The organism is Aromatoleum toluolicum (assembly GCF_012911005.2).
In the GTDB taxonomy this organism is placed as follows: Bacteria; Pseudomonadota; Gammaproteobacteria; order Burkholderiales; family Rhodocyclaceae; genus Aromatoleum; species Aromatoleum toluolicum.
Genome location: NZ_WTVS01000009.1, coordinates 40824 through 66413, shown reverse-complemented (window position 1 = coordinate 66413; position 25590 = coordinate 40824). Strand labels below are relative to the sequence as shown.

Below are 25590 nucleotides of genomic sequence, written 5' to 3'. Positions count from 1 at the left end.
TTTCAGAGGCCGGGACCGGATCGAGGGCGTGAAGGACTCGGCGCCTCCTGCTGCGCGAGTTCCGCCTTCACCCGCGCTTCTATGAACTCGAAGGCTTCGGCGGGCACCCTTTCGACCAACTGCTTGCGCCGGTTCTTCGAGATCGCGCCTCCGTTTTGCAGCGCCGACGCGATCAGCAGGTGCTGGTCGTTCGACCGCAAATCGAATTCCTCGTTCACGGCCCTGCTGATGCGGTCGAAGCTCGCGAGAAATTCGGTCTCCTGCCGCAGATCGACGTTGAGGGCTTCTTCAGCCATCCGGAAGCCGAATTCGACGCAAGGCGTGGCATCCCAGTAGCGATAGATCGAAGGCTGCCCCTTGAAATCGAACGCGAATTGATCCTCGTCGATCCACGTCACATCCCACAGCTTGCGGGCAGGCTTCGAGAAGGACTGCAGGGCCAGCAGATACTGCTCCTCGTGGCGCTTCATCGCGATCGACACGGGCAGCAGCAGGCCCCGTTCCAGTTCGCCGGACTGACACAAGGCGTGATGAAACAGGAAACGTGATAGGCGGCCGTTGCCATCCATGTAGGGGTGCAGGAACACGAAAGCGAAGGACTCCACGGATGCCGCAACGATCGGGTCGATTTGTTTGGATAGGCTGTTCGCCATTGCCATGAAGGGAGGCATCAGGCTCGTCAGCAGGTCGGGTGCCGGCGGCACATAGGTGACGCTGCTTGCCCCGCGCAGCCCGCCGCCGCGTAGCCAGTTCTGCTCGTGACGAAAGCAGGCTGCCCGATCGTACGGGTTCGAGATCGTCGAGGACTGCAGATCGGACAGGTACTCTTCCGTCAGTTGGACGTTCTCGTGCGCCTGCTGCAGCAAGGCCACGAAAGCTTCGGCCTTGCGCGGGCTCGGGGTTTCCCGCTCGATCGCGAACGAACTGTCGGTTTCGCTCAGGTAAGCCCAGGACAGGGCGCGGTCGGCATTGACCGGTCCCAACGAATCGAGGAAGGCATTCGTTCGACCGAGGATGTCGCTCTCGATCCCTTGCCTCACCGCATCAGTTATGCGCACCGTCGGGCAGTAGTCCATCGAGCCCAGCCCATTGAAGCTGATCCGCCACTTCGGATTCCTGACGGCCGGGCCGGTCACATACAGATCCGGGTCGAACAGGTTGCCGTACACGCCAGCCACCGCCGGCAAGTCGGACAACTCTCGTTTGGTGAACGACTCCCACAGATAGCACGCTTGCCGGATGTAGAGCCCGGAGGGCGTCGCGCGCAAGCGCTGCACCATATCCTCAGCGGGGATGTGCGGCATTGCTTCGGCGAGCACCTGCAGATTGATCCCTTCGTGCCGAAGCGAAAAGAGCACATGATCGAGCGGATGATCGGACTCGGGTGCAACGGTGCGCGGCACCTGCACGCCGTCGTTCGGCAGGTGCATAATGCGCTGGACCGGCGCTACCCGCGCCGGGTGGGCCAGCGGGAAGGCGCTCAGCTTGAGCCTGCGCCGAAGGAATTCGTAGCCAACCAAGTCCATGAAACGTTGCCCTCGTGCCCAGATTTTTCGAAGCGGCGCAGGATTTTTTTGATTCTTCGCTGTTCCGGAAAGTATTTTATACCTATAGGTATCTGGTGCTCACATCCCGGTCCATCTTGCGCGATGACCGGCTGAAGATCTCGTTGTCGCGCTTCGCCCGCTGCAACTTGTCCGATTCCTGATAGGTCTCGGTCAGCGTTTTCTGGCTGACTGGGGCCAGCATCCCGGCGTTGCGCTCGGACTTGCTGATCCTTTCGGGGACGCGTGCGCCCTCGTCGGCATGTCGTGCAGACCGCGAGGAATCTTCTTCGCCGAACGGCGGGCCATCTCGTCGATCGTCGCCATGTGCGGGGCGCTCGTCGAAAGCAGGCCGAGCTGGGAGTAGGTCCGGAACTACTGCAGCGGATCGGGGAGCGGCCCCTCTCGTTTTTCGAGTGCCCGGTCGGCCCCGAACATCACCGCACCCTCGGGATCGATGTCGAACATCGCTGCGGTCGGCACGTTGATGATCACGCGTCCATCGGGGAGCGTGCGGTGGCCGATACAGCCGAAGTCTTGGATGTGCAGGGCCTCGTACATCACCTTTTCGCCCTTATTGTCCGAGGAGAAAACTGTTCGTCGAACAGGATCCAGGTGTTCATCGGGCGGTGGCGTGAGGGCCTTCGACTCCCGCGATTGTCCGACGGAAGGCGGGTGGATTAGGGTCTTTGTGCATCCCCGCGGGTGCGGCAAAATCGTTCTACAAAACTGTTCAGACTTCAGCACTGATGCGGCTTTCAAGGGGGTGGTTGGCCGGGTTTTGTAGATCAGAAATTGACTTAACTTGCTGATTTTAAAGAAAACAACCGGTAATTGTGGCTCCAGTTGTCACCGGTTCGATCCCGGTATGTCGCCCCAAGTAATCAAGGACTTAGCCAGTTCAGGCTATCCAAAGTGATTGTAGAACGTTCTACAAAAGCGGCCCGCTCACTGAGCGGGCCGCTTTTGTTTTGTCAGCTCATGGCGGTTGGGGTGCCACGGCCGACAAGGGCGTACGTGGAGTCGTGCAGGGCGGGGTAGGGGGGCGTGAAATCCAGGCCCGATTCGCCCGACATTGCCGCATAAGGCGGATTTGGTATCCATTCCCCACCCCGTCGTCGCGACGAGATGGGCTTGCGCGGGGTCGGGTGCCTCTTCGGGAATGACAATGCGGCGCCGGCGCGCCGGGTATACGAGCATGTCGGTGACCCCAGCCCCCGTTTCGGTGTCTTGTTGCACCACGCAGCGCTTGCAGGAGTGCGCTGACGCCGATGAACTCGAGGCCGTGATCGCCTCTGGGCGGGCTCTGGTCGGCGAGATGCTCGCCAGAGCGATCATGGGCGCGGTGCCTCGGACCGCCATCGCGCCGCTTCGCTCTCAGCGGTACCTGCGCCCCAATCGCCACTGTCTGCTTTCCGCGGCCCAATTCGACCCACACTTTCGGCCACTATGTGTACATATGACTGATCACATGACGTCCTGCATTCCGGCGAAAAACTGAGCAGGGCGTTTCGACGGATCGCGGCTGCCTCAAAACTAAAAGGCTAGCTCGCCCGGCCATTTTCAGCCGGTACTCCTGATCAAAAATGGACCGGCGCCAACAGCCTCGGCGCAGTTCGACATCTTCGTCGCGGTGGTGTTCCAGTTGTCGGCGGCCCGCTCGGTGACGAGGTGACGGCGGTTCGACGTTGCATCAATCAATATGTTGTTCGCTGGTCGTCGCTCGAAGAACTGCCGGGTATTGCGTTCGACGAGTTTGTGCTGGTTGTCGACATTGCGCAGCTCATCGAAGCTGACAAGAAACGAGTCCGGCTGCACGAGCCACGTCGATACGCTTCCGTCCCGCTCCAGCCCCACCAAAAGAAGACGCCCCCTTCGGCGAGACGGTCGCGCGTCGCTGAGGTCTGCGGCGAAGGTTGCCGAGCCGCGCGGTAATGCGTTCGAGGCGCGAGATGAGATTTTCCTGCACGGTTTCAGACGGCATGTATGGTCGCCAGGGCATTCACCTTGGTGATCGCGGGAAATCGCTCTTGGATCTTTACCGCGATGAACTCGGTCAGCGTCAGGTCCGCGTTGCCGCACCCGTGGCAGCTGCCGCCAAACTTGAGGAGGGCGGTGTCGCCGTTCTCGATGCCGTGCAGCACGACCGATCCCTGATGCTCGGCGAGGTGCGGATTGACCTCGGTTTCGAGGAAGTGGCTGAGCTGAAGTTCGAGCGGTGCGTCCGATGGCGGTGCGATGGCGCGCTTGATGTGCGGCGCGACGAGTTTCAGCTGGTGGCCCGACATGGTCTTCTGCGAGGTGATGCGCACCCCCTGCAGGTAGGAGACGTTAGCCGGGTCGACCCACAGCGGGAGCTCGTCGATCAGCCGCCGCGTTTCCTGCGGACGCTCGCCCTCGCGGGCATAGCCGAGCCCCGCATGGGCGAGCGAGGTGCCGGGGTGGAGGACGTACAGGCGTACCCCGACGCAGTTGGCGGGCTGCTTTGCGAGCATCTGTTTCAGATGCGCCGAAGCGGCCGGGTCGATGGCGATGTCCAGTGCGATGTCGTGATTCATGGCGCGGCTCCCGTTCGGGTCATTCGGCTTCGTCGAGGAAGTTCTTCACCAGCTGCAGGAAGCGGGCGCCGTGCTCGATCTGCGTCCAGTGGCCGCAGCGCCCGAAGACATGGAGCTGGGCGCGGTCGATCTTGGCGGCGAGCCTGAGCGAGACGTCGAGCGGCACGACGCGGTCGTCGCGGCCGTGGATCACGAGCACTTCGTGGGGCAGGGCGGCGAGGTCCTCGTCCGCCATCACCTGGGCGTCGACCCAACGCTGCCGCGGCGGCGGAAAGACCTTTTCGAAGCGCTCCTGCACGCCGGGACGGGCCGTCGCGCGGTAGCGCATCTCGGCCAGTTCGTCGGTCACGATCGAGCGGTCGAAGGCCATGATGTCGAGGATGCGCTTCATGTTGTCGAGCGAGGGCGTGTAACCCCACAGAGCATCGAGCTCGGGCGTGAATTCGAACGGCTGGCCGCCGCTGCCCATCAGGACGATGCGGCGGAAGCGCTTCGGATGGCGGATTGCGAGCGCGAGGCTCAGTGTGCCGCCGAAGGAGTTGCCGATCAGGTCGGTGCGTTCGATGTCGAGCGCATCGAGCAGGCCGATGATCTGCTCGACCCAGGTGTCCATGAGGCGGAATTCGATGTCGGCGGGGGCGTCGGTGTAGCCGAAGCCGACGAGGTCGGGCGCGATGACGCGTCGGTTCGTCGCCAGCTCGGGAATCGCGCCGCGCCAGTTCGCCCAGGCGGTGACCCCGGCGCCGGACCCGTGCAGCAGCGTGACGGGAAAGCCGCTGCCCTGATCGTGGTAGTTCGTCGTGATGCCCTTGATCGTGACGCGATTGGCGATTTCGGGATTGCGGTCCATGGCGGGGTCTCCTGTTCTTCCGTCTTTGTCGGGTGCTGGGGTGAGTGGAGATTATTAGTCTCGTTGATGTACTGTCAACTAAAATTCAATAGAAAATACATCAAAAGACATGGCATAATGCATCCATGGCGGGAAACAGTTTTGGCAAGCTCTTCAGGGTGACGTCCTTCGGCGAAAGCCACGGCCCGGCAATCGGTTGCATCGTGGACGGCTGCCCGCCGGGACTGCCGATCGATGCGGCTGGCATCCAGCGGGCGCTCGATCGGCGCCGGCCGCGCGTAGTCGCCGCCCTCGGTCAGCGCCGCGAGCCCGATCAGGTGGAGATCCTGTCGGGCGTCTTCGAGGGGCGCACGACCGGGCATCCGATCGCGCTGCTGATCCGCAACCGGGACGTGCGCTGGATCGACTACAGCCGTCTCGACCAGCTATTCCGGCCGGGTCATGCGGAATACACGTACTGGCACAAGTACGGCATCAACGACCATCGGGGCGGCGGGCGCGCGTCGGCGCGGGAAACGGCGGTGCGGGTGGCGGCGGGAGCGATCGCGTCGGCCTGGCTGGGGCCGCGCTACGGGGTCGAGGTCAGGGGATGGCTGAGCCGGATCGGCTCGCTGGAGCTGCCCTTCCGCGACGCGTCGGATCTCGCGGCGAGCCCGCGGTTCGTTGCCGATGCGCGGCTTGAGCCGCTAGTGGAGGCCCTGTTGGCCGATTATCGCGAGAGCGGCGACTCCGTCGGCGCGGAGGTCGCCCTCACGCTCGCTTTGCCGGAGGCGCTCGCAGACCGGGCGCCAGCGTGGCGTGGCCTGCTCGGAAAGGCGCTGATGAGCGTGAATGCGGTGAAGGCGGTGGAGTTCGACGAGGCGGAGGACGCATTGCAGATCCGCGTCGCGGTCAAGCCGACGCCCAGCGTGCATCTGCCGCGCCGGACGATCGACAAGGCCGGGCGGCCGGCCGTGCTGCTGACGCGCGGCAAGCGTGATCCCTGCGTGGGGATCCGGGCGGTGCCGATCCTCGAAGCGATGGTCTGGTTGGGGCTGGCGGACGTGATGCTGCGGGAGCGGGCAGTGCAAGCCGGCGCACTGACAGGCGGGGGCTAAGTCGCTACCATTGGCCGGCGCGCTGGCGTTCGACAGAGTCTGAGATCAGGAAATTTAGCCCATGACAGTGAATGCAAAATGGACTCCCGGGGAGGAGCCGACCCTTGCCAACGTCGGTCCCGCGGTGACCGGATGGCATCTGGCCCTCACGTCGCTCGAAGCGGCGACGACGGAGTTCGAGTGGGCGATGCTGCGTTGGCATGAAGCCTTCGATCGCTACAACCGGCAGGCGCTCAACATGCTGGGTCTTGCAACCGTAAGCATCCCGGAGATGTCCATCCTCCACATCGTGCGCCTGCACGACCGGGCCAAGCCGGCGAGCATGATCGCGAACCTGCTCAACCGCGACGACGTGCAGAACATCCAGTACAGCCTGCGCAAGCTGATGGGCTTGAAGCTCGTCCAGAAGGCGAAGGACGGCGCGGGGAAGAACTCGAACGTCGAAGTCACGGACAAGGGGCGCCAGGTCTGCGACGAGGTGGCCAACATCCGCCGCCAGTTGCTGATCGAGCAGATCGCGCAGCTCGAGAACGGCGAGGCGCGGCTGCTCTTCACGGCCAAGACGGTGAGCATGCTGATCGGCCTTTATGACGAAGCGGGACGGGTGTCGACGGGATACATGGCGCTCGACACGTCGTCCGACGAATAGACATTGCATTGGAAGTCGGCTCCGGCATTTCCCGGGCCGCGACTTGAACGAACATGACCCAAGAAAAAGAGAGCTCTGCGCAACCGAAGACGCCGATTACCCAGCGCGTCTGGCACCTTGGCGCGACGCACCACGAGGCGGTGACCACCGAGTTCGAGTGGTCGGTCCTGCGCTTCTTCCAGGCCTTCGAGCGCTACTGCATGCAGATCGCGCACATCTCGGGGCTTGCCGAGCTGTCCTTTTCGGAGCTGATCCTGCTGCACGTGATCGGGCTCCAGGACACGCCGAAGACCGTCGGCCTGCTGGCCCGGCAGACGAATACCGACTCGGTGACGAACATCCAGTACAGCCTGCGGAAACTCGTCGGCTACAAGCTCGTCGTGAAGATCCGCGAGGGGCGGAGCAAGGTCTTCACCTACGACGTGACCGACAAGGGACGCGAGCTGATCAGCCAGTACGCGCACTTCCGGCAGCTCGTGCTGACCGAGCAGACGAAGTCGATCGAGGCGATCGACCGCAAGTTGTCCGAGGCGAGCCGGCTGATCAGCATGCTGAGCGGCGTCTACGACGAGGCGATGCGGGTGTCGGCGACCTACAACCCGTATGTCAGCGTCACGGACGAGCAGGCGAAGAAGGCGGTGAAAGCGCCGGCGAAGGCTCCGGCAAAGACGTCGGCGAAAGCGGCGACGAAAGCGGCGACGAAAGCGGCAGCAGGGTTGGCAAGCAAGGCGACCGGCAAGGCATCGACGAAAGCCGCCACGAAGGCGGCTGCAAAGTCCGCGGAGTAAGGGGCGTCCGGTCACCGGCCGGCGGCTGCCGCGGTGACCGGACGGGATCTTCTCAGGCGGCAGTCGCGCTCGCCTCGTCGCATACAGGGGTGGGAAGGCCAGCCCGGCATAGCGCCCCTGGTAGAAGAGCAGCGGATCTCGGACGGGCGACGTGGCGAGCCTGAGCACGCGTCCGACGAGGATCAGGTGGTCACCGCCGTCGTAGCGGTGCTCGGTCGCGCATTCGAAGGTCGCCGCGCAGCCGGGCAGCAGCGGGCTTCCGCCGAAGCCGCGCCCGAGTGCCAGGCCCTCGAATTTCGCGCCCGAGGCGCGCGCGAAGCGGTCCGACAGCTCGCGCTGCGCGCTGCTCAGTACATGCACGCAGAAGTGGCTCGCCGCTTCGAACGCGGGGTGGCTGAAAGCGTTCTTGCCCAGGCTCCACAGGATCAGCGGCGGCGTCAGCGAGACCGCGTTGAAGCTGCTGGCGGTGACGCCGATCGGGCGTGCGTCGGCGTCCAGCGTCGTGACGATGGTGACGCCGGTCGCGAACTGCCCGAGCGCCTGGCGTAGTTCCAGGGTGTCGATCATGGCCGGATTCTCCTTGCGGGCGCTCAGAAGCGCACCCCGTATGCGACCGACAGCCAGTGCTGGCCCATGTACAGGTCGGTGATGCCGTCCGGTGCGGGGCCTTGCCCGTGAACGGTCTCCTTGAAGGAGCGGGCGTAGGCGACGGAGAGTTCGGTGCCCTTCGCGAGTGCATAGCTCGCGCCGAGCGTCGCGTGGCGCCGGTTGGCCGAGGGCGCCAGGACGCCGAGGAAGCCGTCGCGCGGATCGAGGAGCTTGGTGCCGTGGTTGTAGCCCGCACGCAGCGTCAGTGCGTCCGTCACGGCATGTGCGATGCCCACGCGCCACACCGACTGGTCGCGCCAGCCGAAGCCCGGGCCCTCGCGGCTGCCCGGCGGCCCGTCGGCGCTCGTGACGCCCGGGTTGCCTAGCGAGCGCACGTCGCTCCACTCGATGCGCAGGTAGTCGACGGCAAGCGTCGTCGCGCCGATGCGCCAGGCGATCCCGGCGCCGTAGTTCGCCGGCACGTCGAGATCGCCGTGCTCGGCCAGCAGGCCCCGGAATTCGTCCATGCGTGACATGCGGATCCGGCTCGCGTAGGCGGCGCCGAGCGACAGGCCGAACCCGAGATGGCCGGTCCAGCCGAGGCGGACCCCGGCGCCGTAGGATTCGTCGCGCCCCTCGGGTAAACCCAGTCCGCCGGGGCCGTGGATCGTCAGCACCTGGCGGGCGAGCACGAGCCCGGCGCCGATCGCGTTGGCCTCGTCGAGCTTGCGCGCGTACGAGGCGGTCGCGACCATCTGCTTCAGTTCCGACCGCGGTCCGCGCAGGCCGCCGATGTCGTCGCTGTGGCGGTAGGCCGTGCCGACGCCGTTGCCGACCACCGACAGGCCGATCGCGCTCGCGTCGTCGAGCATGCGGTTCGCGCCGAGCTGGGGGATCACGTAGAGACTCTTGTCGGCGCTGCCGTCGAAGCGTGTGCTGCCAAAACGGGAGCCGTTGTCCACCTTCAGAAAGGCGGCGCCGAGGTCCAGGCGATTGCCGACCTCGACCATCCCGGCCGGGTTGGTCGCGCCGGCAAGCCCGTCCTGCGCGAGGGCGATGCCGGCGCCGCCCATGCCTTCCGACTTCACGCCGTAGCCGTGCGGGAAGGTGCCCTGGGTGGCGAGCGCCGAGCCAGCGAGTGAGCAGCCCGAGGCGATCAGCGTGGCGACGAGGGTGGTGCGATGCGAGGGTCGGTGCGAGGAGGTTGGCATTTTCATCGACGCTCCTCACGCCGCCGCAACGGCGAAGGAGTCGATGAAATGGTCGGCCTCGACCGGGTCGTAGTACCACGGCGCGAGGCCCTTCGGGTCGTCGAAGGCGTTGGCGACGCGTGCAGCCAGGCGCGGGTTTTCGCCGCAGGCGGCAAAGACCTTCAGCACCTGGGGCGGCGGCGGAAGCAGATGGGTGTTGGTGAAGCGTGCGACCCATTGCGCGTAGTCCCAGTAGCGCTCGAAGGTCGCGCTCATCCAGTCGGCGTCGAAGGGGCGCGCGCCCTGTTCGAGGATCGCGTCGAGATAGACCTTCACGCACTTCGCGGCGTTGTTCGAGCCCTGCCCGGTGATCGGATCGTTGAGCACTAGCACGTCGGCCATGCCGAGCACCTGGCGTCCCGAGGGCAGGGTGCCGACGGGCTTCCTCACCGTCGGCGTGATGCGTCCGACGAGAATGCCGTTGTCGTCGGTGAGGCGTAGCTTCTCGCAGCGCGGCGCTTCCCACGGGAAGAATTCGCGGATGAGTTCGTTCGCGAGCGTCAGGTGCTCGGCGGGCGTCGAGACGTCGCTCCAGACCGGCATCTTGATGCGCTGGTCGACGGACTGCCCGCTCGCGCGCATGCGTGAGCGCCAGTCGATCATCGTCGTGCCGTCGCGCGTTCCCGCGCGCATGTGCACGCCTTCGATCGGTGGGCAGGCGCCGTCCCACAGGGCGAGCCCCAGTTCCCGTTCGTAGCCGATCGCCATGTCGTACATCGACTGGCTCGACATCACCTTGCCGGCGGCGATGTCGCGCCCCGTCCGGTTGGATACCACCGTGACGTCGAAACCCCTGGACAGTAGGCCGATGCCGAGATGCAGGCCGGCCTGGCCGGCGCCGATGATCGTGATCTTGCGCATTTCTTGTCGCTCCGTCTTGCGTTGTTGGGAGCCCTTTTCGTAAAGGGCGAACGCAATGTGCGACAAGCGCTTGGTCGGGAATATGCGGTCAGTGCATCGCCTGTCCAGTTAGTGCAGAAAAGTGAAGGTGAGAGGTTTTGTGGGGACTGCGTTTGTGGCGGCTGTGCCTCGGTCAGCTCGTGCGGCGGAGCGTCGTCGCGGGGCATTCACCGTAGCGCTTGCGGTATTCCGACGCGAAGCGCCCGAGCTGGAAGAAGTCCCAGCGCGTCGCGACCTCGGTCACGCTGTGTGGCCGGGCGGGATCCTGCAGATCGCTTCGCGCGTGCTCCATCCGCACATCGCGCAGATAGCGCATCGGAGTGATGCCACGGAACTTCTGGAATCCGCTGTAGAGCGTGCGGCCGCTCACGCCTGTGAGCCCGGTCAGGAGCTCGATCGTGATCGGCTCGTCCGCATGGGTACGGATGTAGTCCTCGGCGAACCGCACGTGGCGTGGCAGCACCTCGCGTGCGTCGCTGCGCAGCGACTCGCTGAGGCTGCCGGGTTGCCATTCGAGCAGTGTCGTCAGCAGGATCTGTTCGAACTGGGTGCGGATCAGCAGCGATTGCAGCAGTGCAGGCGTACGCCGAAGCGTATCGAGGACGTTTCGCGTCGTGCGCATCCATGCTTCGCCCGCGCCCCGGCGCACGTCCATCGTCGAGCAGAAGCGCAGTGCCCGCGGGCGCGACGGCGAGCCGGCACTCCAGGGCTTCCCGCTCGAAGCGCACGACCATCTTGTGGCAGTTCCCGCTCCACTGCACGCCGAGGTCGTCGTCCGGCGAATGCACCGTGGCGCAGCCCGCATCGCTGTGTAGCGTCTCGCGTCCGATGCGGATCAGGTCGTGGCCGGCGAGCGGCATCTGCACGAGGAAGAAGGACCTGAGCGGCCCGGGTGTCACACCTCGGCGCCGTAGCTCATCAGGCTGAACCCGACGCGTCCGATGTGCGCGTGCTGGTGCCGATAGGCGAGCGACCGGCCGGGCCGGACGAGATCGAGGCGGTGATCGCAGAACACGCCTGCGACGAGTTGCCGTGTCTCCTCCAGGTGTCCGGACTGCAAGAGATCGAAGCCTGTCGGGGCGTGCGATAGCGGTGTCTCCATGGGGTGTCTCCATGGGGTGTCTCCTCGGGGCGGATGACTTTGTTTGTTGTTTTGTCGATTGAAGATCAATCGATTGCAAAGTAATAATCAATTTCCCCTGTTCGTCAACTTCTGCTGCTTCGCCAGCGCCCCAACACGTCTCGGGCACGCCCCGCGGCGCACGTGCTCCCGCCCGGTGCGGAGCCCTCGATGCCCCCCTGCGGGCGCCTCTCCGGACCGGGATGCAGCGCACAACACCTTCTTCCGCACGGCATTTGCGCGTGCCGTTTCGGTACGGAAATCAAGCTTGTTGATGAGTTATCAACTGATCGTGCACTGCATTACAACTAAAATTAACGTGAAAATAAATTGACTTTCAATTCATCATCAACGATATTTTTGTCGTGGCCGGGCATTTCCGGCGCCGGGCGGGAGCCGACCGGCATGGGTGTGATCGATCAAGAAGCGGTTTAGACGGAGACAAAACGATGGACATGAAACGGACAGTCAAGAAGGCCAACGACGCCGCGGCGCGGCGCCTCTATGCCCCCTACGCGGAAGCCGAGTGGGGTTTCCTGAATCACTGGTATCCCGCGCGCTTTTCGCAGGAGGTGCCGGAAGGCGGCGCGATCGGCGTGCAGATCTGCGGCGTGCCGATCGTCCTGCGCCGCTCGCGCGGCAAGGTCTATGCGCTGAAGGACCAGTGCCTGCACCGTGGCGTGAAGCTGTCGGCCAAGCCGATGTGCCTGACCGAGGACACGATCACCTGCTGGTACCACGGCTTCACGTTCAGCATCGAGACCGGCGAGCTGGTGTCGATCGTCGCCGCGCCCGACGACGAGATCATCGGCACGACCGGGATCCCGACCTTCCCGGTGGAAGAGGTGAACGGGATCGTCTTCGTGTTTGTGCGCAGCGAGGACTGGGACGAGGACGTGCCACCGCTCGCGCAGGACCTGCCGATCCGCTTCCCGGACAACAACGAGCGCTTCCCGCATCCCTTCTGGCCGGACACCCCGAGCATGCTCGACAAGGATGCCGTCGCGCTGGGCGTGCATCGCACCGGCTACGCCAACTGGCGCCTCGCCTGCGAGAACGGCTTCGACGCGGGCCACCTGCTGATCCACAAGGACTGCACGATCGTCCAGGCCAAGGACTGGGCCGTCCCGCTGGGCATCAAGCCGCTGACCGACCAGGCGACGCAGCTGATCGAGGACGAGGACGGCCCGAAGGGCTTCATCAACATGTACTTCACCGAGAACTACGAGCCGGTGCTCGTGAATGAGCGTCTCGGCGTCAAGGCCTCCGGCACGGTGCCCAAGTACTTCCGCACCTCGATGTTCCTGCCCGGCGTGCTGATGGTGGAGAACTGGCCGGAGGAAGGCGTCGTGCAGTACGAGTGGTACGTGCCGATCACCGACGACACCTACGAGTACTGGGAAGTGCTGGTCAAGCGCTGCCCGACCGAGGAGGACGTGAAGGGCTTCGAGTACCGCTTCAAGAACTTCTACGAGCCGATGGCGCTGCACGGCTTCAACGACTGCGACCTGTTCGCCCGCGACGCGATGCAGAACTTCTATGCCGACGGCACGGGCTGGACGGACGAGCAGTTGGGCGACATGGACTACTCGATCATCACCTGGCGCAAGGTCGCGTCCCGCTACAACCGCGGGATCGCCGCGAAGCCGCGGGGCGTTGCGGGAGTGGTGAAGGGCGCGAGCAATGTGCTCGCCGAGATCCGCGGGCCGGCGGCAGGCAGCTACCGCAAGACCAAGGGCGAGTGAGGCATGTCCCGGGGCGCCCTCGCGGTGCCCCGGGGTGGTGGAGACGAAACCATGATGAATGCAGAAGTAGAAGAAATGGAAGACACGGCGGTCTGCGAGGTGGATGTGCGTTCGGTCACCGTGCGGTTTTCCGACGGGGTCGAGCATGCCTTCCCGGTGCGGCCGGACCAGACGATCCTTGCCGCAGCGAAGGAGCACGACGTGCGCCTCGTGCACCAGTGCCTGACAGGCAGTTGCGGCACCTGCGTCACGCGGGTCGCGTCCGGCAAGGTGCGGATGAGCACCGCGCGCGGCACCTCGTTGCTACCGAGCGAGGCAGCGGAGGGTTTTCGCCTGACCTGCACGTCGTTCTGCGACAGCGATGCAGTGTTGCAGTTCGACTACCCCAGCAGCGTGCTCGACGAGCCCGGCCCGGCGCGCTGCACGGCCGAGGTCGCCGATGCGGCCTGGGTGGCGAGCAACGTCGTGCGCCTGACCCTGCGCCTGCCCAAGGACGCGGGCCTGGAGTTCCGCAGCGGCCAGTACGTGCGCGTGCAGGTGCCGGGGACGGAGGAATGGCGTTCCTATTCGATGGCCTCGACGGTGGCGGACCTGCCCGAGCTGGTGCTGCTGCTGCGCGTGCTCGACGCGGGAGTGATGTCGGACTACCTGCGCTCGCGGGCACGCGCCGGCGACCTGATCGAGCTCGAAGGACCGTTCGGCATGTTCTACCTGCGCGAGGCGAAGGGGCAGCACATCATGATCGCGGGCGGCACGGGCCTCGCGCCGATGCTCGGCATGCTCGAGGACATCCGCATGCGCGCCGGACGCAAGCCCAAGGTGCTGCTGAGCTTCGGCTGCGCGAGCGAAGACAACCTGTTCTACGTCGACGAACTGGACGTACGGGCCGCTTGGCTCCCGGGGCTGAAGGTCAAGGTTGCGGTGGCGAATCCTGGCGAGGCTTACCGCGGTCTCGTCGGCAATCCGGTGGAAGTGATCTCGGCCGCGGACATCAGCGATCCCGCGACGGCGGTCGCCTACCTGTGCGGCCCGCCGCCGATGATCGAGTCCGCCCGTGCGCATCTCGAGCGCCTCGGCGTCCTGCCGGAAAACATCCACGCCGAGCACTTCTCGGCCAGCGCGGCCTGACGCGGCCTCCGTACGTCAATCCTTCATTCAGGGACGGTTTTTGACATGATCAATGTGACTCAGTTGGGATACGCCGGCGTCAACGTCGTGGAGCTCGATGCGCTCGAACACGTGCTGGGCAAGGTCTGCGGCGCGGAAGTCAGGCGCGACGACAACCGGCTCTATGCGCGGGTCGACGAGCGCCATCACCGCATGGCCTTCTACGCCGCCGACAGGATGTCGCTCGCGTACATGGGGCTGGAGGTGGAATCGCTGGATGCGCTGCGCGCGGCGGAGGACGAGCTGCGTCGCAAGGGCCTAGAGGTGACGCGTGCGACCGCGGCCGAGCGCGAGGAGCGGGCGGTGCTGGACATGATCCACCTGAAGGGGCCGGACGACATCCGCATCGAGCTGTACTTCGGTGCCTTGGTCGAGAAGCAGCCTTTCAAGCCCGGCCGGGCGATTTCGGGCTTCGTGACCGGCGACCTCGGCCTGGGGCATGTCGTGCTGGCGAGTAGCGACCGCGAGGCGGCGACCCGCTTCTACACCGAGCACTTCAGCTTCCGCCTCTCCGACTACATCTTCTGGGACGAGGCCGAGGCGACCTTCCTGCACTGCAATCCGCGCCACCACACGCTGGCCTTGATGAACCCGTGCTTCGGCATGGTGCCGGGGCAGTTCAACCACCTGATGCTGCAGGTCGGCTCGCTCGACGATGTCGGCCGCGCGTACGACATGGTGCATCAGATGAAGATCCCGATGGTCATGACGCTGGGGCGCCACACCAACGACCAGATGACGTCCTTCTACATCAGGACCGAGTCCGGCTTCGCCATCGAGTACGGCTACGGCGGCGTCGAGGTCGACGACCGGGACTGGGACGTGAAGGTCTTCAACGCGCCCGGCCTGTGGGGGCACACGTTGGCGGCGTAGGCGGTGCGCGGGGCCGGCGGCGCGGTCGCGTCGCCCGGTCCCGCATACCGAGGCTGTTTCCTCCCGGGCTGTCTTCCGGTCAGTCCGTTTGCGTGGTCGCGTCGCGGTTGCGCGTTTTTCTTCGATCCATTCCGGGCAGGTCGCGACGTGGCGGCCTGCCCGGGGGAGAGAACCTGCTGTCGAGATGGAGTTTTCATGGACAGGAACAACGAATTGCTAAGGCTGGCGCAGCCCCCGGCACAGCGCGGGCCGGGGCTCGCGGGGCGGGCGCTGAAGGTGACGAGCTCCGTCGTGCCCTGGCTGATCATCGGCGGGCTGCTGTGGGCCGGGCTCTTCGTCAAGCCCGCGGCGGTCGGCAACACGGTGCAGCCGCCGGTGCTGGAGGCGCGTGATCACCTCTACGGCGTGGCAGCGCCCGGTGGCGGCTGGGTGTGGCTCGCCGGGTCGGGCGGAAAGATCGTCGCGGTCGCACCGGATGGGCGCCTCAGCCTGCAGGCGAGCGGCACGGGCCGGACGCTGCAGGACATCGCGGCGTGGGATGCACAGCATGGCGTGGCGGTCGGTAACGACGGGGTGATCGTCACGACCGACGACGGCGGCCGGATCTGGACGCCGGCGAGCGATGTGCCCCGTTCCGAGGTCGCCAACAAGCTGACCCGCGTACGCGTGGCCGAAGGGGGCCGCGCCGTGGTCGTGGGCGAGATGGGGGCGATCCTCGCGAGCGACGACTACGGCGCGAGCTGGCGCCGGCTGCGCGCAGAGGAAGACGTCGCGTGGAACGACGTCGCGCTGCTCGGCGCCGGCGAGCTGCGGGTGGTCGGCGAGTTCGGGCGGATGCTGGTGAGCCACGACGGTGGCGCGAGCTGGCGTGAGGCCGCCGCGCCCGTGGAGACCTCGCTGATGGCGATTGCCTTCCGCGACGCCCGCCATGGCGTCGCCGTCGGCCTCGACGGCGTGGTGCTCGCGAGCGAGGACGGCGGCGAGAGCTGGCGCCGCGCGGAGACCGGCATCCACGACCACCTGCTCGACGTCGCGTGGGACGAGGCGGGCGGCCGCTGGGTCGGCGCCGGCGTGCTGGGGCGCTGGGTCAGCGCGCCGGCCGACGCGAAGACCTGGAGCGCCGGGCGCGTCGATGAGCGCGACCTTTCCTGGCACACGCGTGTGCTGCCGGCTGGCGGCGAGCTGTGGTTCGCCGGGGCCGGCGTTGGACGCTGGGACGGGGCCCGCTGGCAGCCCCTCGTGCGCTAGCCGCTCGATCCCGACCTGATCCCTACAGAGAGACATAAAAAATGATCGAACGCATAGCGGAATTCTGTATCCACCGGCGCGCCTGGCTCGTGAGCGTGATCGCCGTGCTGACCCTGGTGCTGGGCTGGTTTGCGCTGCGCATCGAGGTGCGCACCGTATTCGAGGACATGCTGCCCTCGCGGCACGAGTACGTGCAGACCCACGAGCGCTTCAAGGACACCTTCGGCGGCTCGAACATGGTCACGATCATGTTCGAGGCGAAGGAGGGCGACATCTTCACTCCCGCGCTGCTCGACAAGGTGCGCACGGTCACGCTGGGCCTGCGTGAGGTGTCGGCGGTCAATCCGTACCAGATCACCTCGCTCGCCTCGAAAAAACTCAAGGAGGTGCAGGCTTCGACCGAGGGTATCGCGACGACGCCGCTGATGTGGCCGGATCTGCCCGACGGGCCCGAGGCGATGGCGGCGCTCAAGGAGGCGGTGCTGCGCAATCCGCTCGTCTATGGCCCCTACGTGTCGAAGGACCTGCAGGCGACGCTGATCACCGTCGACTTCATCGATCGCGACGTGGATTACGCCAAGGTCTTCGAGGAAGTCCGCACGCTCGTGGGCGGCGTCGCGGACGATTCGGTGCGTGTCCGCGTGGTCGGCGATCCCATCCTCTACGGCTGGGTGAACCACTACGTGCCGGAGACCATCAACCTGGTTGCCGCGGCCCTGGCGGTGACCCTGTCGATGCTCTTCGTGCTGTTGCGCACCTGGCGCGGCGTGCTGCTGCCCTTCCTGGCCGGCGTTGTGAGCGCGGTCTGGGCGCTGGGGATCTGCCGCCTGCTGGGCATTCATTTCGAGCCGCTGGTGATCGTGGTTGCGATGCTGATCACGTCGCGCGCGGTCTCGCACTCGGTGCAGATCGTCAATCGCTTCGACGACGAACTGGAAAGCATCGCGAAGGGCAGAGAGTGCGCACGGCATGCCGCGAAAGTCGCGCTGGCCGACCTGTTCCGGCCGGGTATGCTCGGCGTCATCGCCGACGCGGCGTGCATGGCGGTGGTGGCGCTCAGTCCGATCCCGATGCTGCAGAAGCTCACCGTGCTGTCGGTGGTGTGGGTGTCCACGCTGACGATCAGCGCGGTGATCCTGACGCCAGTGATGCTGTCCTTCATCCGGCGGCCGCATGGCACGGTGCATGGACTGGACCTCGCACCCCCCCTGCGCCGGATTCTGGATCTCGGCGTCTGGATGGCGACTTCGCGCTTCCGCTTTGTCGTGATCGGCTGCAGCACCATCGTGATGCTGGTCTCGGGGCTCTATGCCTTCAACCTCAAGATCGGCGATGCCAATCCCGGCTCGCCGATCCTGTGGGGCGATTCGGCATACAACCAGGACGCGGCGGCGATCAACGCCCGCTTCCAGGGCGCCGACCGGATGTTCGTCGTGCTCGGCGCGGAGGGGCAGGCGGATCTCGTCAAGAAGAACGAGATCCTGACCACGATGAACCGCTTCCAGCGCTTCATGGAAGCGCAGCCCGAGATCGGCGGCTCGATCTCGATCGCCGACGTGCTGCCCGTGGTGAGCCGCACGCTGCGCGAAGGCAATCCGCGCTACGAGGAGCTGGGCGACAGCCAGGGGACCAACGGCAGCCTGATGGCGGTGCTCGATTCGGTATCCGAGCCCGGCGACATGGACCGCTTCGTCGACAGCCAGTACGCGAACGGCGCGGTGACGCTGCTCTTCCGCGACCGCAAGGGCGAGACGATCCGTACCGCGGTCGCGCGCGTCAAGGAATTCATCGCCGCCAATCCGCTCGCGCAGGGCGGCTGGCAACTGGCGGGCGGTCTGATCGGCGTGATGGCGGCGGTCAACGAGGTGATCCTGTCCGGCCAGATCGAGGCGGTGGCGCTGGCGTTGCTGGTGCTGGTGGTGATCTGCACGGTGGTCTACCGCTCCACCGTGGCGGGGATGCTGTTCATGGTGCCGGTGATCATCTCCAACACGCTGACTTTCAGCTTCATGGCGTGGAAGGGCATCGGCATGAACATCAACACCGTGCCGGTCGCCGCGCTCGGCATCGGCCTGGGCGTCGATTACGCCTTCTACATCGCCGATCGTATCAAGGAGGAGATCGCCGCCGGCAGCAGCCCGGAGCGGGCCATCACCGTCGCGATGCACTCGGCGGGCATGGGGGTCGTGGTGACCGCCAGCGTGCTGATTGTCAGCACCCTGCTGTGGTGGGCGTCCTCCCTCAAGTTCCAGGCGGAAATGGGCCTGCTGATGGCGATCTGGCTCGGCATCTCGGCGATGTCGGCGCTCTTCGTGATGCCGTCCGTGATTTACGTGTTCCGGCCCGAATTCATCTTCGGCAAGCGCGAGCGGCCCGTGCTCGCGGGCATGGTGCCGGCCGTGCAGACCCACTGAGCGTTCGGTCAACCCAACGTCGTATTCAAAACAAGAAAGAACGTCACAACCCACCAGAGAAGGAGTCGGTATGAAAAGCGGCAAGCGTTCCAGTGCACCCTGCCGGGTGCTTGCGATCAGCGCGGCATTGGCGGCGATCGCGCCGGCAGTCCGCGCGGAGGAGAGCAGCTTCAAAGTCGATGGCTACCTGCGCGAGGAGCTGTCGTGGAACACCCTCAACTGGGTGGATACGCCGGGCTACGACGACCGCCGCAAGCTGTCGATGGCCCGCACGACGGCCCGGGTCAACACCGAGTGGCGCGCAACCGACGACGTGACCGTGGTCGGGAAATTCCGCGTGGTCAGGGAGTTCAAGACCGGCTTCCTGAATCACCTCGAGAAGATGGGCGCCAACAATTTCCAGTCGGGCGCCCGCGGCGACATCATGGACCTCTACAACGATGAGGAGATCCGCGAGCTGTACGTCGATTTCCCCGTCGGCGAGCGGACCAAGGTGCGTTTCGGCAAGCAGCAGGTGGCGTGGGGCGAAACCGACTTCTTTGCCGCGAATGACTTGGTGCACGGCTTCAACTATACGTGGCGCTCCTTCCTCGAGCCGGCCAACGAAGAGCTGCGCAAGCCGAACATCATGGCGAAGATCAACGTCGATGTGCCCGAGCTCGACGGCGGGCTCGAGGTTCTGGTCCGGCCGGGCTGGGACGGCTCCAAGGACATCGGCACCGAACTGGACATCTACGGCGGCCGCTGGTCCGGCCAGCCCTATGCAGGGGTCGATTTCCGCAACATCGACCCCTACGATTTCAAGAACAGCGAAGGCAACTACCGCAAGGTGACCGGGGGCGTGCGCTGGAGCGGGGTGGCCGGGGACGTGAACTACTCGCTGTCCTACCTGAACACCTTCTGGCCGAACCCGATCCTCAACGCGTCGAGCACGCTCAAGCTGTTCGGGCTGCCCGGCGTGCCGTCGGGGGCGAAGACGGTCGGGCGCGCCGACACCAAGGGCCTCGCGGGCGACATCATCTATCCGATTGTCGATGTCTTCGGCTTCACCGCGAGCGGCTATTCCGACCGGGCCGATGCGGTGTTCAGCACCGAGATCGCCTACATCAAGGACGCCCCCTACCAGCTCCTGGCGCACGTGCCGACGCTGATCTCGCAGGCGGTCGCGCCGGGCTTCGACGGTATCAAGCGCAAGGACGTGCTGGCCTGGATGATGCGCATGGACAAGAACATCGCGGCGACTCAGCAATGGCTGGGCACCGAGAAGCCGATGTTCTTCTCGGTGCAGCTCTTCGACAAATGGATCCAGGACTATGACCGCAACGAGCGGCTGCTGAACTCGGTCGGCTGGGGCGCACGCACGCGCGAGCACTCCTTCCTGCTGACGGGCATCTTCAGCCTGAGCTACGACAACGGCCGGATCCGTCCCGAACTCGTGGTCGGCCGCGATCTGACCTACGGCGGCGGGTTCGCCGTGCCGTCGGTGACCATGGAACTGAGCAAGAACTGGAAGTGGAAGGTCGAGTACGACAAGTTCTGGTCCGACGAGTGGCGGGACGGCAGAAAGTGCACCTTCCCCAACGCCGCGAGCTGTGACGAGACCGGCCTGTTCGGCTACTTCCACAAGCGCGACCAGCTCTACACCAGCCTGACCTACCTCTTCTGACGACCCCCGCACCGGAGACAACCATGAACATCCAACCCAAGGCCCTCGCGCTTTCGCTGTCCGTCGCCCTCGCGGGACTCGCTTTCGATGTCGGCGCGGCCGAACTTCCCGAAGGCACCGTGGTTTCGGCGGAGAACCTCGAGCAGATCCGCAACGACACTTTCGAAGGCAAGACCGTCGCCAGCCTGCTGACCGAGAAGATGGAGTGGCGGATCAAGAACAACGGCTGGAAGCTGCCGCTCCACAAGTCGAAGGAAATCCCCCTCGACCCGAGCTGGGTCAAGGCCTCGCAGGCCAACGCCGGCAAGACCAAGATCAACGCCGAGACCTGCCAGGTCGACAGCTGGGGCGCCGGCGCGCCCTTCCCGAACATCGACATGAACGATCCCCAGGCCGCCGAGAAGGTGATCTGGAACTGGCACCTCGGCCAGCTGACCGGTGACGTGGCCATCGTGCCCTACTACACGCAGGTCCTGATCGACGGCGCGAAGGGCGTCCATGCCGAGCCGGTCGCCGAATTCACGCGCTATGCGATGAAGGGGCGGCTCGCGGGCGAGGCGGTCGAGGGCGACGGCAGCGAGCGCGGACGCCAGCTGCTCTACTTCAAGTCGCCGGCCGACATGAAGGGGCTCGGCACCTACACGGTGCAGTACGACTCGCCGAAGTTCAACGACGTGTGGGCCTACATCCCGGCGGTGCGGCGGGTTCGCCGGCTGTCCGGCGGTGCGTGGATGGACCCGGTGGGCTCGTCGGACCAGCTGCAGGACGACCTCGAGATCTTCAACGCGCGGCCTTGCTGGTATCCGGGCTACAAGATGCTCGGCAAGCGCTGGGTGCTGGCGGTGGCCAACGGCAAGACCCCGCTGTGGAACCGCAGCGGCACGACGTTCGAGGAGAAATATCCGGTCCTCGAGAACAAGCCGCCGTACTGGAACATGAACAACGACCGCTTCGAGCCGCGCGAGGTCTACGTGATCGAGGCGACGACGCCGTCCGAGCATCCGTACAGCAAGAAGATCCTTTACGTGGATACCAAGTACCCGCGGATCTATTACGGCGAGACCTACAACCGCAAGGGCGAGTTCTGGAAGTTCATGGAGTTCCACTCCTACGTCGGCAAGGCCGAGGACGGCTTCCGCGACGTGCGCACGACCGGCGGCGCGGTGATCGACTTCCAGCGCAACCACGCGACCGTCTCGCTGATCGATGCGGCGACGTGGCGGACCAACATCGCCGGCGCGAGCGCGAAGGACTTCTCGCTGCAGACGCTGCAGGCTGCGGGCCGCTGAGCGGTCTCCGTCGATTCCGGCCGTCCCGGGCGACGCCCCGGGGCGGCCGGCGAACAATAACCGGGCGCTCCCCGCATGGCGGGGCGCCGCCCAAACCATGGCTTCCCCCGACATGAGAAAGACGAATTTCCGAATCGGCCAGATCGTGCCGAGCTCGAATACGACCATGGAGACCGAGATCCCGCGCATGCTCGCCGCACGGGAACGGATCCTCCCCGAGCGTTTCACCTTCCATTCCAGCCGCATGCGCATGAAGCACGTGTCGCGCGAGGAGCTGGCGCAGATGGACCGCGAGTCCGACCGCTGCGCCGCCGAACTGTCGGATGCCGCCGTCGACGTGCTCGGCTACGCCTGCCTCGTCGCGATCATGAGCCAGGGGCGCGGCTACCACCGGACGTCCGAAGCGCGGCTGCACCAGGTCACACGCGACAACGGCCACCCGGCCCCAGTGGTGAGCAGCGCCGGCGCGCTGGTCGAGGGCCTGAAGGTCATGGGCGCGCGGCGCGTCTCGGTGATCACGCCCTACATGCAGCCGTTGACCGACCTCGTGCTCGACTACCTCGAATCCGAAGGCATCTCGATCGTCCATTCGATCTCGCTCGGCATCCCCGACAACCTCGAAGTGGGCGCCCGCGACCCGATGGCGCTGGTCGACATCGCCCGCTCGCTGAACACGGCGACCGCCGAAGCCGTGGTGCTGTCCGCGTGCGTGCAGATGCCTTCGCTGGCGGCGATTCCGGTCGTCGAAAAGGAACTCGGGCTGCCAGTCGTATCGGCGGCCGTCTGCACGACCTACCGCATGCTCGACACGCTGGGGCTCGAAAAGCGCGTCCCGGATGCCGGATACCTGCTGTCGGGGCGCCTGCCGTGATGCGCCCACGCAATGGAGAACGAGTCATGAGAGCCGTTTGCATCGAAAGTTTCCGTCCCGCCGCGGAAGTCGTCGTGAGCGAGGTCGCGACGCCCGAACCGGGACCGGGCGAAGTCCGCGTGCGCATCGCCTATGCGGGCGTCAATCCCGTCGACTGGAAGATCTGCCAGGGCGCCATGCAGGCGGTGTTCCCTCACCGCTTTCCGCTGACCCTCGGCTGGGATGCCTCCGGCGTCGTTGACCGCGTCGGCCCGGGCGTCTCGCGCCTGCAACCCGGCCGGCGTGTGATGGGCTATTGCCGCCAGTACGGCACGCCGGTCGAGCGTGGCACCTACGCGGAATACATCTGCGTGCCGGAGGACTTGCTGGTTCCCGTGCCTGACGGGCTGTCGCTGAAGGCCGCAGCTTCGCTGCCGCTGCCTTTCCTGACCGCACGTCAGGCTTTGATCGAGGCCGGCGGGCTGAAGGCGGGCGAGACAGTCGCGATCGTCGGTGCCGCCGGCGGTGTGGGCTCGCTGGCGGTGCAGATCGCCCGCCTGCAGGGCGCGCGCGTGCTCGCCTATTCGCGACCCGGCAGCGAGGCCTACCTGACGGCGCTCGGTGCCGACCGCGTCCTCGGCAATCTGTCCCTGTTCGATGCCGACGCGTTGGGCGGCGAACAGCCGGACCTGATCTTCGACTGCATCGGCGGCGAGGCCTTGTCCGCTGCCCTCGAACGCGTGCGCAGCGGCGGGCGCGTCGTCACGATCACGGGAGAGCCCGATGTGCGGCGGGCCGATGAGCGCGGCGTGCGAGCCGAGCGCATCGTTGCGAAGGCGAACCGCGGCCATCTCGAGCAACTCGCAGAACTGTGCGAGCGCGGCCAGCTCCAATTGCCGCAGATTGAGGCGATGCCGCTGGAGGCGGTCGCCGAAGCGCTGGGCCGCAGCCAGCGCAGTGCCGTGCGCGGCAAGCTCGTACTCGAAGTGGCACCGTAACCCGAACCCACGGAGAGGAACAGATGAAGAACGAGAACCTATACCTCACCCTCAAGCGAGGCTTCCCGGCCGACCCGGCGGCCCTCGCCCTCGAAACCGCGGACGCCTGCCGCTACAGCTTCAGCGACGTCGACCGCGCCAGCGCACGCTTCGCCGGCGTGATCACGAGCCTCGGCCTCCGCGCCGGCGACCGCGTCGTCGTGCAGGTCGAAAAATCCCCCGAAGCGCTTTTCCTGTACCTCGCCTGCCTGCGCGCGGGCGTCGTCTTCGTGCCGCTCAACACCGCCTATCAGCGTGCCGAACTCGCCTACTTCCTCGGCGACGCCCAGCCCAGCCTCGTGGTCTGCCGTCCCGCCTCCGAAGCGGCGATGCGGGCGCTCGCGTCGGAAGCGGGCGTCGCGCACGTGCTGACCCTCGGCGAAGCCGGCGACGGCAGCCTCGCCGAGGCCGCGCGCAACCAGCCCGAAGACTTCGCGACCGTGCCGCGCGCGGCCGACGACCTCGCCGCGATCCTCTACACCTCGGGCACCACCGGCCGCTCCAAGGGCGCGATGCTGACCCACGACAACCTCGCGTCGAACGCCCGCACGCTGGTCGCCTACTGGGGCTTCCGGCGGAGCGACGTGCTGCTCCACGCGCTGCCGATCTTCCACGCGCACGGCCTGTTCGTCGCCTGCCACTGCGCACTGCTCAACGGCAGCCCGATGCTGTGGCTCCCGCGCTTCGACGTCGACACCGCGATGAAGCTGCTGCCGCGCGCGACCGTCTTCATGGGCGTGCCCACCTTCTACACCCGCCTGCTCGAACAGCCCGAATTCGACCGCGGCACGATCCCGGCGATGCGCCTCTTTATCTCCGGCTCGGCGCCGCTCCTCGCCGAGACCCACCGCGAGTTCGAGGAACGCACCGGGCACGCGATCCTCGAGCGCTACGGCATGACCGAGACCGTGATGCTGACCTCCAATCCCCTCGACGCCGTCCGCCGGGCGGGGACCGTGGGCTTCCCGCTGCCCGGCGTGAACCTGCGCATCGCCGACGACGCAGGGCGGACCCTGTCGACCGGCGAAATCGGCCACGTGCAGGTGCGCGGCCCCAACGTCTTCCCCGGCTACTGGCGGATGCCGGGAAAGACGCGTGAGGAATTCACCCACGACGGATTCTTCCGCACCGGCGATCTCGGCAAGATCGACGGACAGGGCTACGTCGTCCTCGTCGGACGCTCGAAGGACCTCATCATCACCGGCGGCTACAACGTCTACCCGAAGGAGATCGAATCCTTCATCGACGACATCGCGGGGGTCAAGGAATCCGCGGTGATCGGGCTGCCGCACCGCGACTTCGGCGAGGCCGTCGCCGCGGTGATCGTCAGGGAGTCGGGCGCGGCGCTGCACGAGGCCGACGTGATCGGCACGCTCAAGGGCGAACTGGCCAACTTCAAGGTGCCCAAGCGCGTGTTCTTCCTCGACGAACTGCCGCGCAACGCGATGGGCAAGGTCCAGAAGAACCTGCTGCGCGAACGGTTCTCGGACCTCGCCGCATGAGCGCGGACTACGCACCCGCCGCAGCCGCGCTCGCCTGCCTCACCATCACCCGCCACGCGGCCCAACAGGCCGCCGTGGCCGCGATCGAGGAAGCCGAACGGCTGGGCGTAGCCGTGAATGTCGCCGTCGTCGACCGCAGCGGCGTCCTGACGGCCTTCCTGCGCATGCCCGACGCGTCGCTGCATTCGATCGACGTCGCAATGGACAAGGCCTACACCGCGGCGAGCTTCCGCTTTCCGACGGCACAATGGGGGGAAGTGCTGGCGGGCTTTTCCGAGCCGGTGCAGCGCGGCATCGTGCTGCGCCCGCGCCTCGTCGTGTTCGGCGGCGGCGTGCCGATCGAAGTGGACGGCCAGGTCATTGGGGCGATCGGCGTGTCTGGTGCTAGCGAAGAGGAGGACGAGCGGTGTGCGCTGGCGGGGCGTCGGGCAGTGGTCGGCGCCTAAACCTGTGTG

Annotated in this window: 23 protein-coding genes and 2 pseudogenes; 15 read left to right on the top strand and 10 right to left on the bottom strand. The window is 66.0% G+C overall.

Annotation, left to right across the window (positions count from 1 at the left end; all coding sequences use genetic code 11):
- Nucleotides 1-2 precede the first annotated feature (2 nt).
- The 5 genes from GPA27_RS06155 to GPA27_RS06135 all read right to left on the bottom strand — a co-directional run bounded on the left by GPA27_RS06155 (nucleotide 3) and on the right by GPA27_RS06135 (nucleotide 4952).
- Entirely contained in the window at nucleotides 3-1409 is a 1407-nt protein-coding gene (locus GPA27_RS06155; RefSeq protein ID WP_256222809.1) for a Fic family protein, read from the bottom strand.
- Between the two features lie 510 nt (nucleotides 1410-1919).
- A complete protein-coding gene (locus GPA27_RS06150) occupies nucleotides 1920-2105 on the bottom strand; it encodes a hypothetical protein (protein ID WP_169138594.1) in 186 nt (61 codons plus the stop codon).
- 1002 nt (nucleotides 2106-3107) lie between these two features.
- Entirely contained in the window at nucleotides 3108-3404 is a 297-nt protein-coding gene (locus GPA27_RS06145) for a DUF815 domain-containing protein (RefSeq protein WP_169138592.1), read from the bottom strand.
- 113 nt (nucleotides 3405-3517) lie between these two features.
- Nucleotides 3518-4102, bottom strand: a complete 585-nt coding sequence (locus GPA27_RS06140) for a NifU family protein (RefSeq protein WP_246260966.1) — start codon at nucleotides 4100-4102, stop codon at nucleotides 3518-3520.
- Between the two features lie 19 nt (nucleotides 4103-4121).
- Nucleotides 4122-4952, bottom strand: a complete 831-nt coding sequence (locus tag GPA27_RS06135) for an alpha/beta fold hydrolase (protein WP_169138590.1) — start codon at nucleotides 4950-4952, stop codon at nucleotides 4122-4124.
- 125 nt (nucleotides 4953-5077) lie between these two features.
- On the opposite strand from GPA27_RS06135, the gene aroC reads away from it, so the two are divergent.
- The 3 genes from aroC (at nucleotide 5078) to GPA27_RS06120 (ending at nucleotide 7486) form a co-directional block, all read left to right on the top strand.
- Entirely contained in the window at nucleotides 5078-6049 is a 972-nt protein-coding gene (gene aroC / locus GPA27_RS06130; protein ID WP_169138588.1) for a chorismate synthase, read from the top strand.
- Between the two features lie 61 nt (nucleotides 6050-6110).
- Nucleotides 6111-6698 carry a winged helix DNA-binding protein gene (locus GPA27_RS06125; protein WP_169138586.1) on the top strand — a complete coding sequence of 196 codons (588 nt, stop codon included), beginning with the start codon at nucleotides 6111-6113 and terminating at the stop codon, nucleotides 6696-6698.
- 53 nt (nucleotides 6699-6751) lie between these two features.
- Nucleotides 6752-7486 carry a winged helix DNA-binding protein gene (locus tag GPA27_RS06120; RefSeq protein WP_211164857.1) on the top strand — a complete coding sequence of 245 codons (735 nt, stop codon included), beginning with the start codon at nucleotides 6752-6754 and terminating at the stop codon, nucleotides 7484-7486.
- 159 nt (nucleotides 7487-7645) lie between these two features.
- Here GPA27_RS06120 and GPA27_RS06115 read toward each other — a convergent pair.
- From GPA27_RS06115 to GPA27_RS06100, 4 genes and pseudogenes are all read right to left on the bottom strand, one after another.
- Nucleotides 7646-8053, bottom strand: a pseudogene (locus GPA27_RS06115) (flavin reductase family protein); the annotation flags it as partial.
- Nucleotides 8054-8076: 23 nt separating this feature from the next.
- The gene (locus GPA27_RS06110) at nucleotides 8077-9291 is read right to left on the bottom strand and encodes an OmpP1/FadL family transporter (protein ID WP_246260965.1); all 1215 of its coding nucleotides are present in this window, start codon (nucleotides 9289-9291) and stop codon (nucleotides 8077-8079) included.
- Nucleotides 9292-9300: 9 nt separating this feature from the next.
- On the bottom strand, nucleotides 9301-10185 hold the full coding sequence (locus tag GPA27_RS06105; RefSeq protein ID WP_169138584.1) for a hypothetical protein: 885 nt from the start codon (nucleotides 10183-10185) through the stop codon (nucleotides 9301-9303).
- 172 nt (nucleotides 10186-10357) lie between these two features.
- Nucleotides 10358-10846, bottom strand: a complete 489-nt coding sequence (locus GPA27_RS06100; RefSeq protein WP_256222808.1) for a helix-turn-helix transcriptional regulator — start codon at nucleotides 10844-10846, stop codon at nucleotides 10358-10360.
- Between GPA27_RS06100 and GPA27_RS06095 the strand changes: the two genes are divergently transcribed.
- On the top strand, nucleotides 10839-11039 hold the full coding sequence (locus tag GPA27_RS06095; protein ID WP_256222806.1) for a hypothetical protein: 201 nt from the start codon (nucleotides 10839-10841) through the stop codon (nucleotides 11037-11039). The two genes, GPA27_RS06100 and GPA27_RS06095, sit on opposite strands and share 8 nt — an antisense overlap.
- Here GPA27_RS06095 and GPA27_RS29465 read toward each other — a convergent pair.
- Nucleotides 10974-11326: pseudogene (locus GPA27_RS29465) on the bottom strand (cupin domain-containing protein); the annotation flags it as partial. The gene GPA27_RS06095 and the pseudogene GPA27_RS29465 sit on opposite strands and share 66 nt — an antisense overlap.
- Nucleotides 11327-11799: 473 nt before the next feature.
- On the opposite strand from GPA27_RS29465, the gene GPA27_RS06085 reads away from it, so the two are divergent.
- From GPA27_RS06085 to GPA27_RS06035, 11 genes are all read left to right on the top strand, one after another.
- Nucleotides 11800-13089 (top strand): Rieske 2Fe-2S domain-containing protein, encoded by a 1290-nt coding sequence (locus tag GPA27_RS06085; RefSeq protein ID WP_256222804.1) that lies wholly within the window; start codon nucleotides 11800-11802, stop codon nucleotides 13087-13089.
- A 51-nt stretch (nucleotides 13090-13140) separates the two neighbouring features.
- Nucleotides 13141-14217 carry an FAD-binding oxidoreductase gene (locus GPA27_RS06080; protein ID WP_169138580.1) on the top strand — a complete coding sequence of 359 codons (1077 nt, stop codon included), beginning with the start codon at nucleotides 13141-13143 and terminating at the stop codon, nucleotides 14215-14217.
- Nucleotides 14218-14262: 45 nt separating this feature from the next.
- Nucleotides 14263-15129 carry a VOC family protein gene (locus GPA27_RS06075; RefSeq protein WP_169138578.1) on the top strand — a complete coding sequence of 289 codons (867 nt, stop codon included), beginning with the start codon at nucleotides 14263-14265 and terminating at the stop codon, nucleotides 15127-15129.
- 195 nt (nucleotides 15130-15324) lie between these two features.
- On the top strand, nucleotides 15325-16377 hold the full coding sequence (locus GPA27_RS06070) for a WD40/YVTN/BNR-like repeat-containing protein (RefSeq protein WP_169138576.1): 1053 nt from the start codon (nucleotides 15325-15327) through the stop codon (nucleotides 16375-16377).
- Nucleotides 16378-16418: 41 nt separating this feature from the next.
- On the top strand, nucleotides 16419-18791 hold the full coding sequence (locus GPA27_RS06065; RefSeq protein ID WP_169138574.1) for an efflux RND transporter permease subunit: 2373 nt from the start codon (nucleotides 16419-16421) through the stop codon (nucleotides 18789-18791).
- A gap of 70 nt (nucleotides 18792-18861) precedes the next feature.
- Nucleotides 18862-20457 (top strand): DUF1302 family protein, encoded by a 1596-nt coding sequence (locus GPA27_RS06060; RefSeq protein ID WP_169138572.1) that lies wholly within the window; start codon nucleotides 18862-18864, stop codon nucleotides 20455-20457.
- 23 nt (nucleotides 20458-20480) lie between these two features.
- Entirely contained in the window at nucleotides 20481-21746 is a 1266-nt protein-coding gene (locus GPA27_RS06055; RefSeq protein ID WP_169138570.1) for a DUF1329 domain-containing protein, read from the top strand.
- Between the two features lie 112 nt (nucleotides 21747-21858).
- Entirely contained in the window at nucleotides 21859-22617 is a 759-nt protein-coding gene (locus tag GPA27_RS06050; protein ID WP_269469644.1) for a maleate cis-trans isomerase family protein, read from the top strand.
- A gap of 26 nt (nucleotides 22618-22643) precedes the next feature.
- Nucleotides 22644-23594 (top strand): NADP-dependent oxidoreductase, encoded by a 951-nt coding sequence (locus GPA27_RS06045; protein ID WP_169138568.1) that lies wholly within the window; start codon nucleotides 22644-22646, stop codon nucleotides 23592-23594.
- Between the two features lie 23 nt (nucleotides 23595-23617).
- Nucleotides 23618-25135, top strand: a complete 1518-nt coding sequence (locus tag GPA27_RS06040) for a malonate--CoA ligase (protein WP_169138566.1) — start codon at nucleotides 23618-23620, stop codon at nucleotides 25133-25135.
- Nucleotides 25132-25581, top strand: coding sequence for a GlcG/HbpS family heme-binding protein (locus GPA27_RS06035; RefSeq protein WP_169138564.1), 450 nt, complete (start codon nucleotides 25132-25134; stop codon nucleotides 25579-25581). Before GPA27_RS06040 ends, GPA27_RS06035 begins: the two co-directional genes overlap by 4 nt.
- Nucleotides 25582-25590: the final 9 nt, after the last annotated feature.

Bases quoted from the DNA above. Each gene is read 5' to 3' on its own strand.
- GPA27_RS06075 (WP_169138578.1), top strand. From the start codon at position 14,263: ATGATCAATGTGACTCAGTTGGGATACGCCGGCGTCAACGTCGTGGAG.
- GPA27_RS06120 (WP_211164857.1), top strand. From the start codon at position 6,752: ATGACCCAAGAAAAAGAGAGCTCTGCGCAACCGAAGACGCCGATTACC.
- GPA27_RS06085 (WP_256222804.1), top strand. From the start codon at position 11,800: ATGAAACGGACAGTCAAGAAGGCCAACGACGCCGCGGCGCGGCGCCTC.
- GPA27_RS06150 (WP_169138594.1), bottom strand. From the start codon at position 2,105: ATGTACGAGGCCCTGCACATCCAAGACTTCGGCTGTATCGGCCACCGC.
- GPA27_RS06035 (WP_169138564.1), top strand. From the start codon at position 25,132: ATGAGCGCGGACTACGCACCCGCCGCAGCCGCGCTCGCCTGCCTCACC.
- GPA27_RS06070 (WP_169138576.1), top strand. From the start codon at position 15,325: ATGGACAGGAACAACGAATTGCTAAGGCTGGCGCAGCCCCCGGCACAG.
- GPA27_RS06055 (WP_169138570.1), top strand. From the start codon at position 20,481: ATGAACATCCAACCCAAGGCCCTCGCGCTTTCGCTGTCCGTCGCCCTC.
- GPA27_RS06110 (WP_246260965.1), bottom strand. From the start codon at position 9,291: ATGAAAATGCCAACCTCCTCGCACCGACCCTCGCATCGCACCACCCTC.
- aroC (WP_169138588.1), top strand. From the start codon at position 5,078: ATGGCGGGAAACAGTTTTGGCAAGCTCTTCAGGGTGACGTCCTTCGGC.
- GPA27_RS06050 (WP_269469644.1), top strand. From the start codon at position 21,859: ATGAGAAAGACGAATTTCCGAATCGGCCAGATCGTGCCGAGCTCGAAT.
- GPA27_RS06105 (WP_169138584.1), bottom strand. From the start codon at position 10,185: ATGCGCAAGATCACGATCATCGGCGCCGGCCAGGCCGGCCTGCATCTC.
- GPA27_RS06135 (WP_169138590.1), bottom strand. From the start codon at position 4,952: ATGGACCGCAATCCCGAAATCGCCAATCGCGTCACGATCAAGGGCATC.
- GPA27_RS06125 (WP_169138586.1), top strand. From the start codon at position 6,111: ATGACAGTGAATGCAAAATGGACTCCCGGGGAGGAGCCGACCCTTGCC.
- GPA27_RS06140 (WP_246260966.1), bottom strand. From the start codon at position 4,102: ATGAATCACGACATCGCACTGGACATCGCCATCGACCCGGCCGCTTCG.
- GPA27_RS06080 (WP_169138580.1), top strand. From the start codon at position 13,141: ATGATGAATGCAGAAGTAGAAGAAATGGAAGACACGGCGGTCTGCGAG.
- GPA27_RS06100 (WP_256222808.1), bottom strand. From the start codon at position 10,846: ATGCGCACGACGCGAAACGTCCTCGATACGCTTCGGCGTACGCCTGCA.
- GPA27_RS06060 (WP_169138572.1), top strand. From the start codon at position 18,862: ATGAAAAGCGGCAAGCGTTCCAGTGCACCCTGCCGGGTGCTTGCGATC.
- GPA27_RS06065 (WP_169138574.1), top strand. From the start codon at position 16,419: ATGATCGAACGCATAGCGGAATTCTGTATCCACCGGCGCGCCTGGCTC.
- GPA27_RS06045 (WP_169138568.1), top strand. From the start codon at position 22,644: ATGAGAGCCGTTTGCATCGAAAGTTTCCGTCCCGCCGCGGAAGTCGTC.
- GPA27_RS06040 (WP_169138566.1), top strand. From the start codon at position 23,618: ATGAAGAACGAGAACCTATACCTCACCCTCAAGCGAGGCTTCCCGGCC.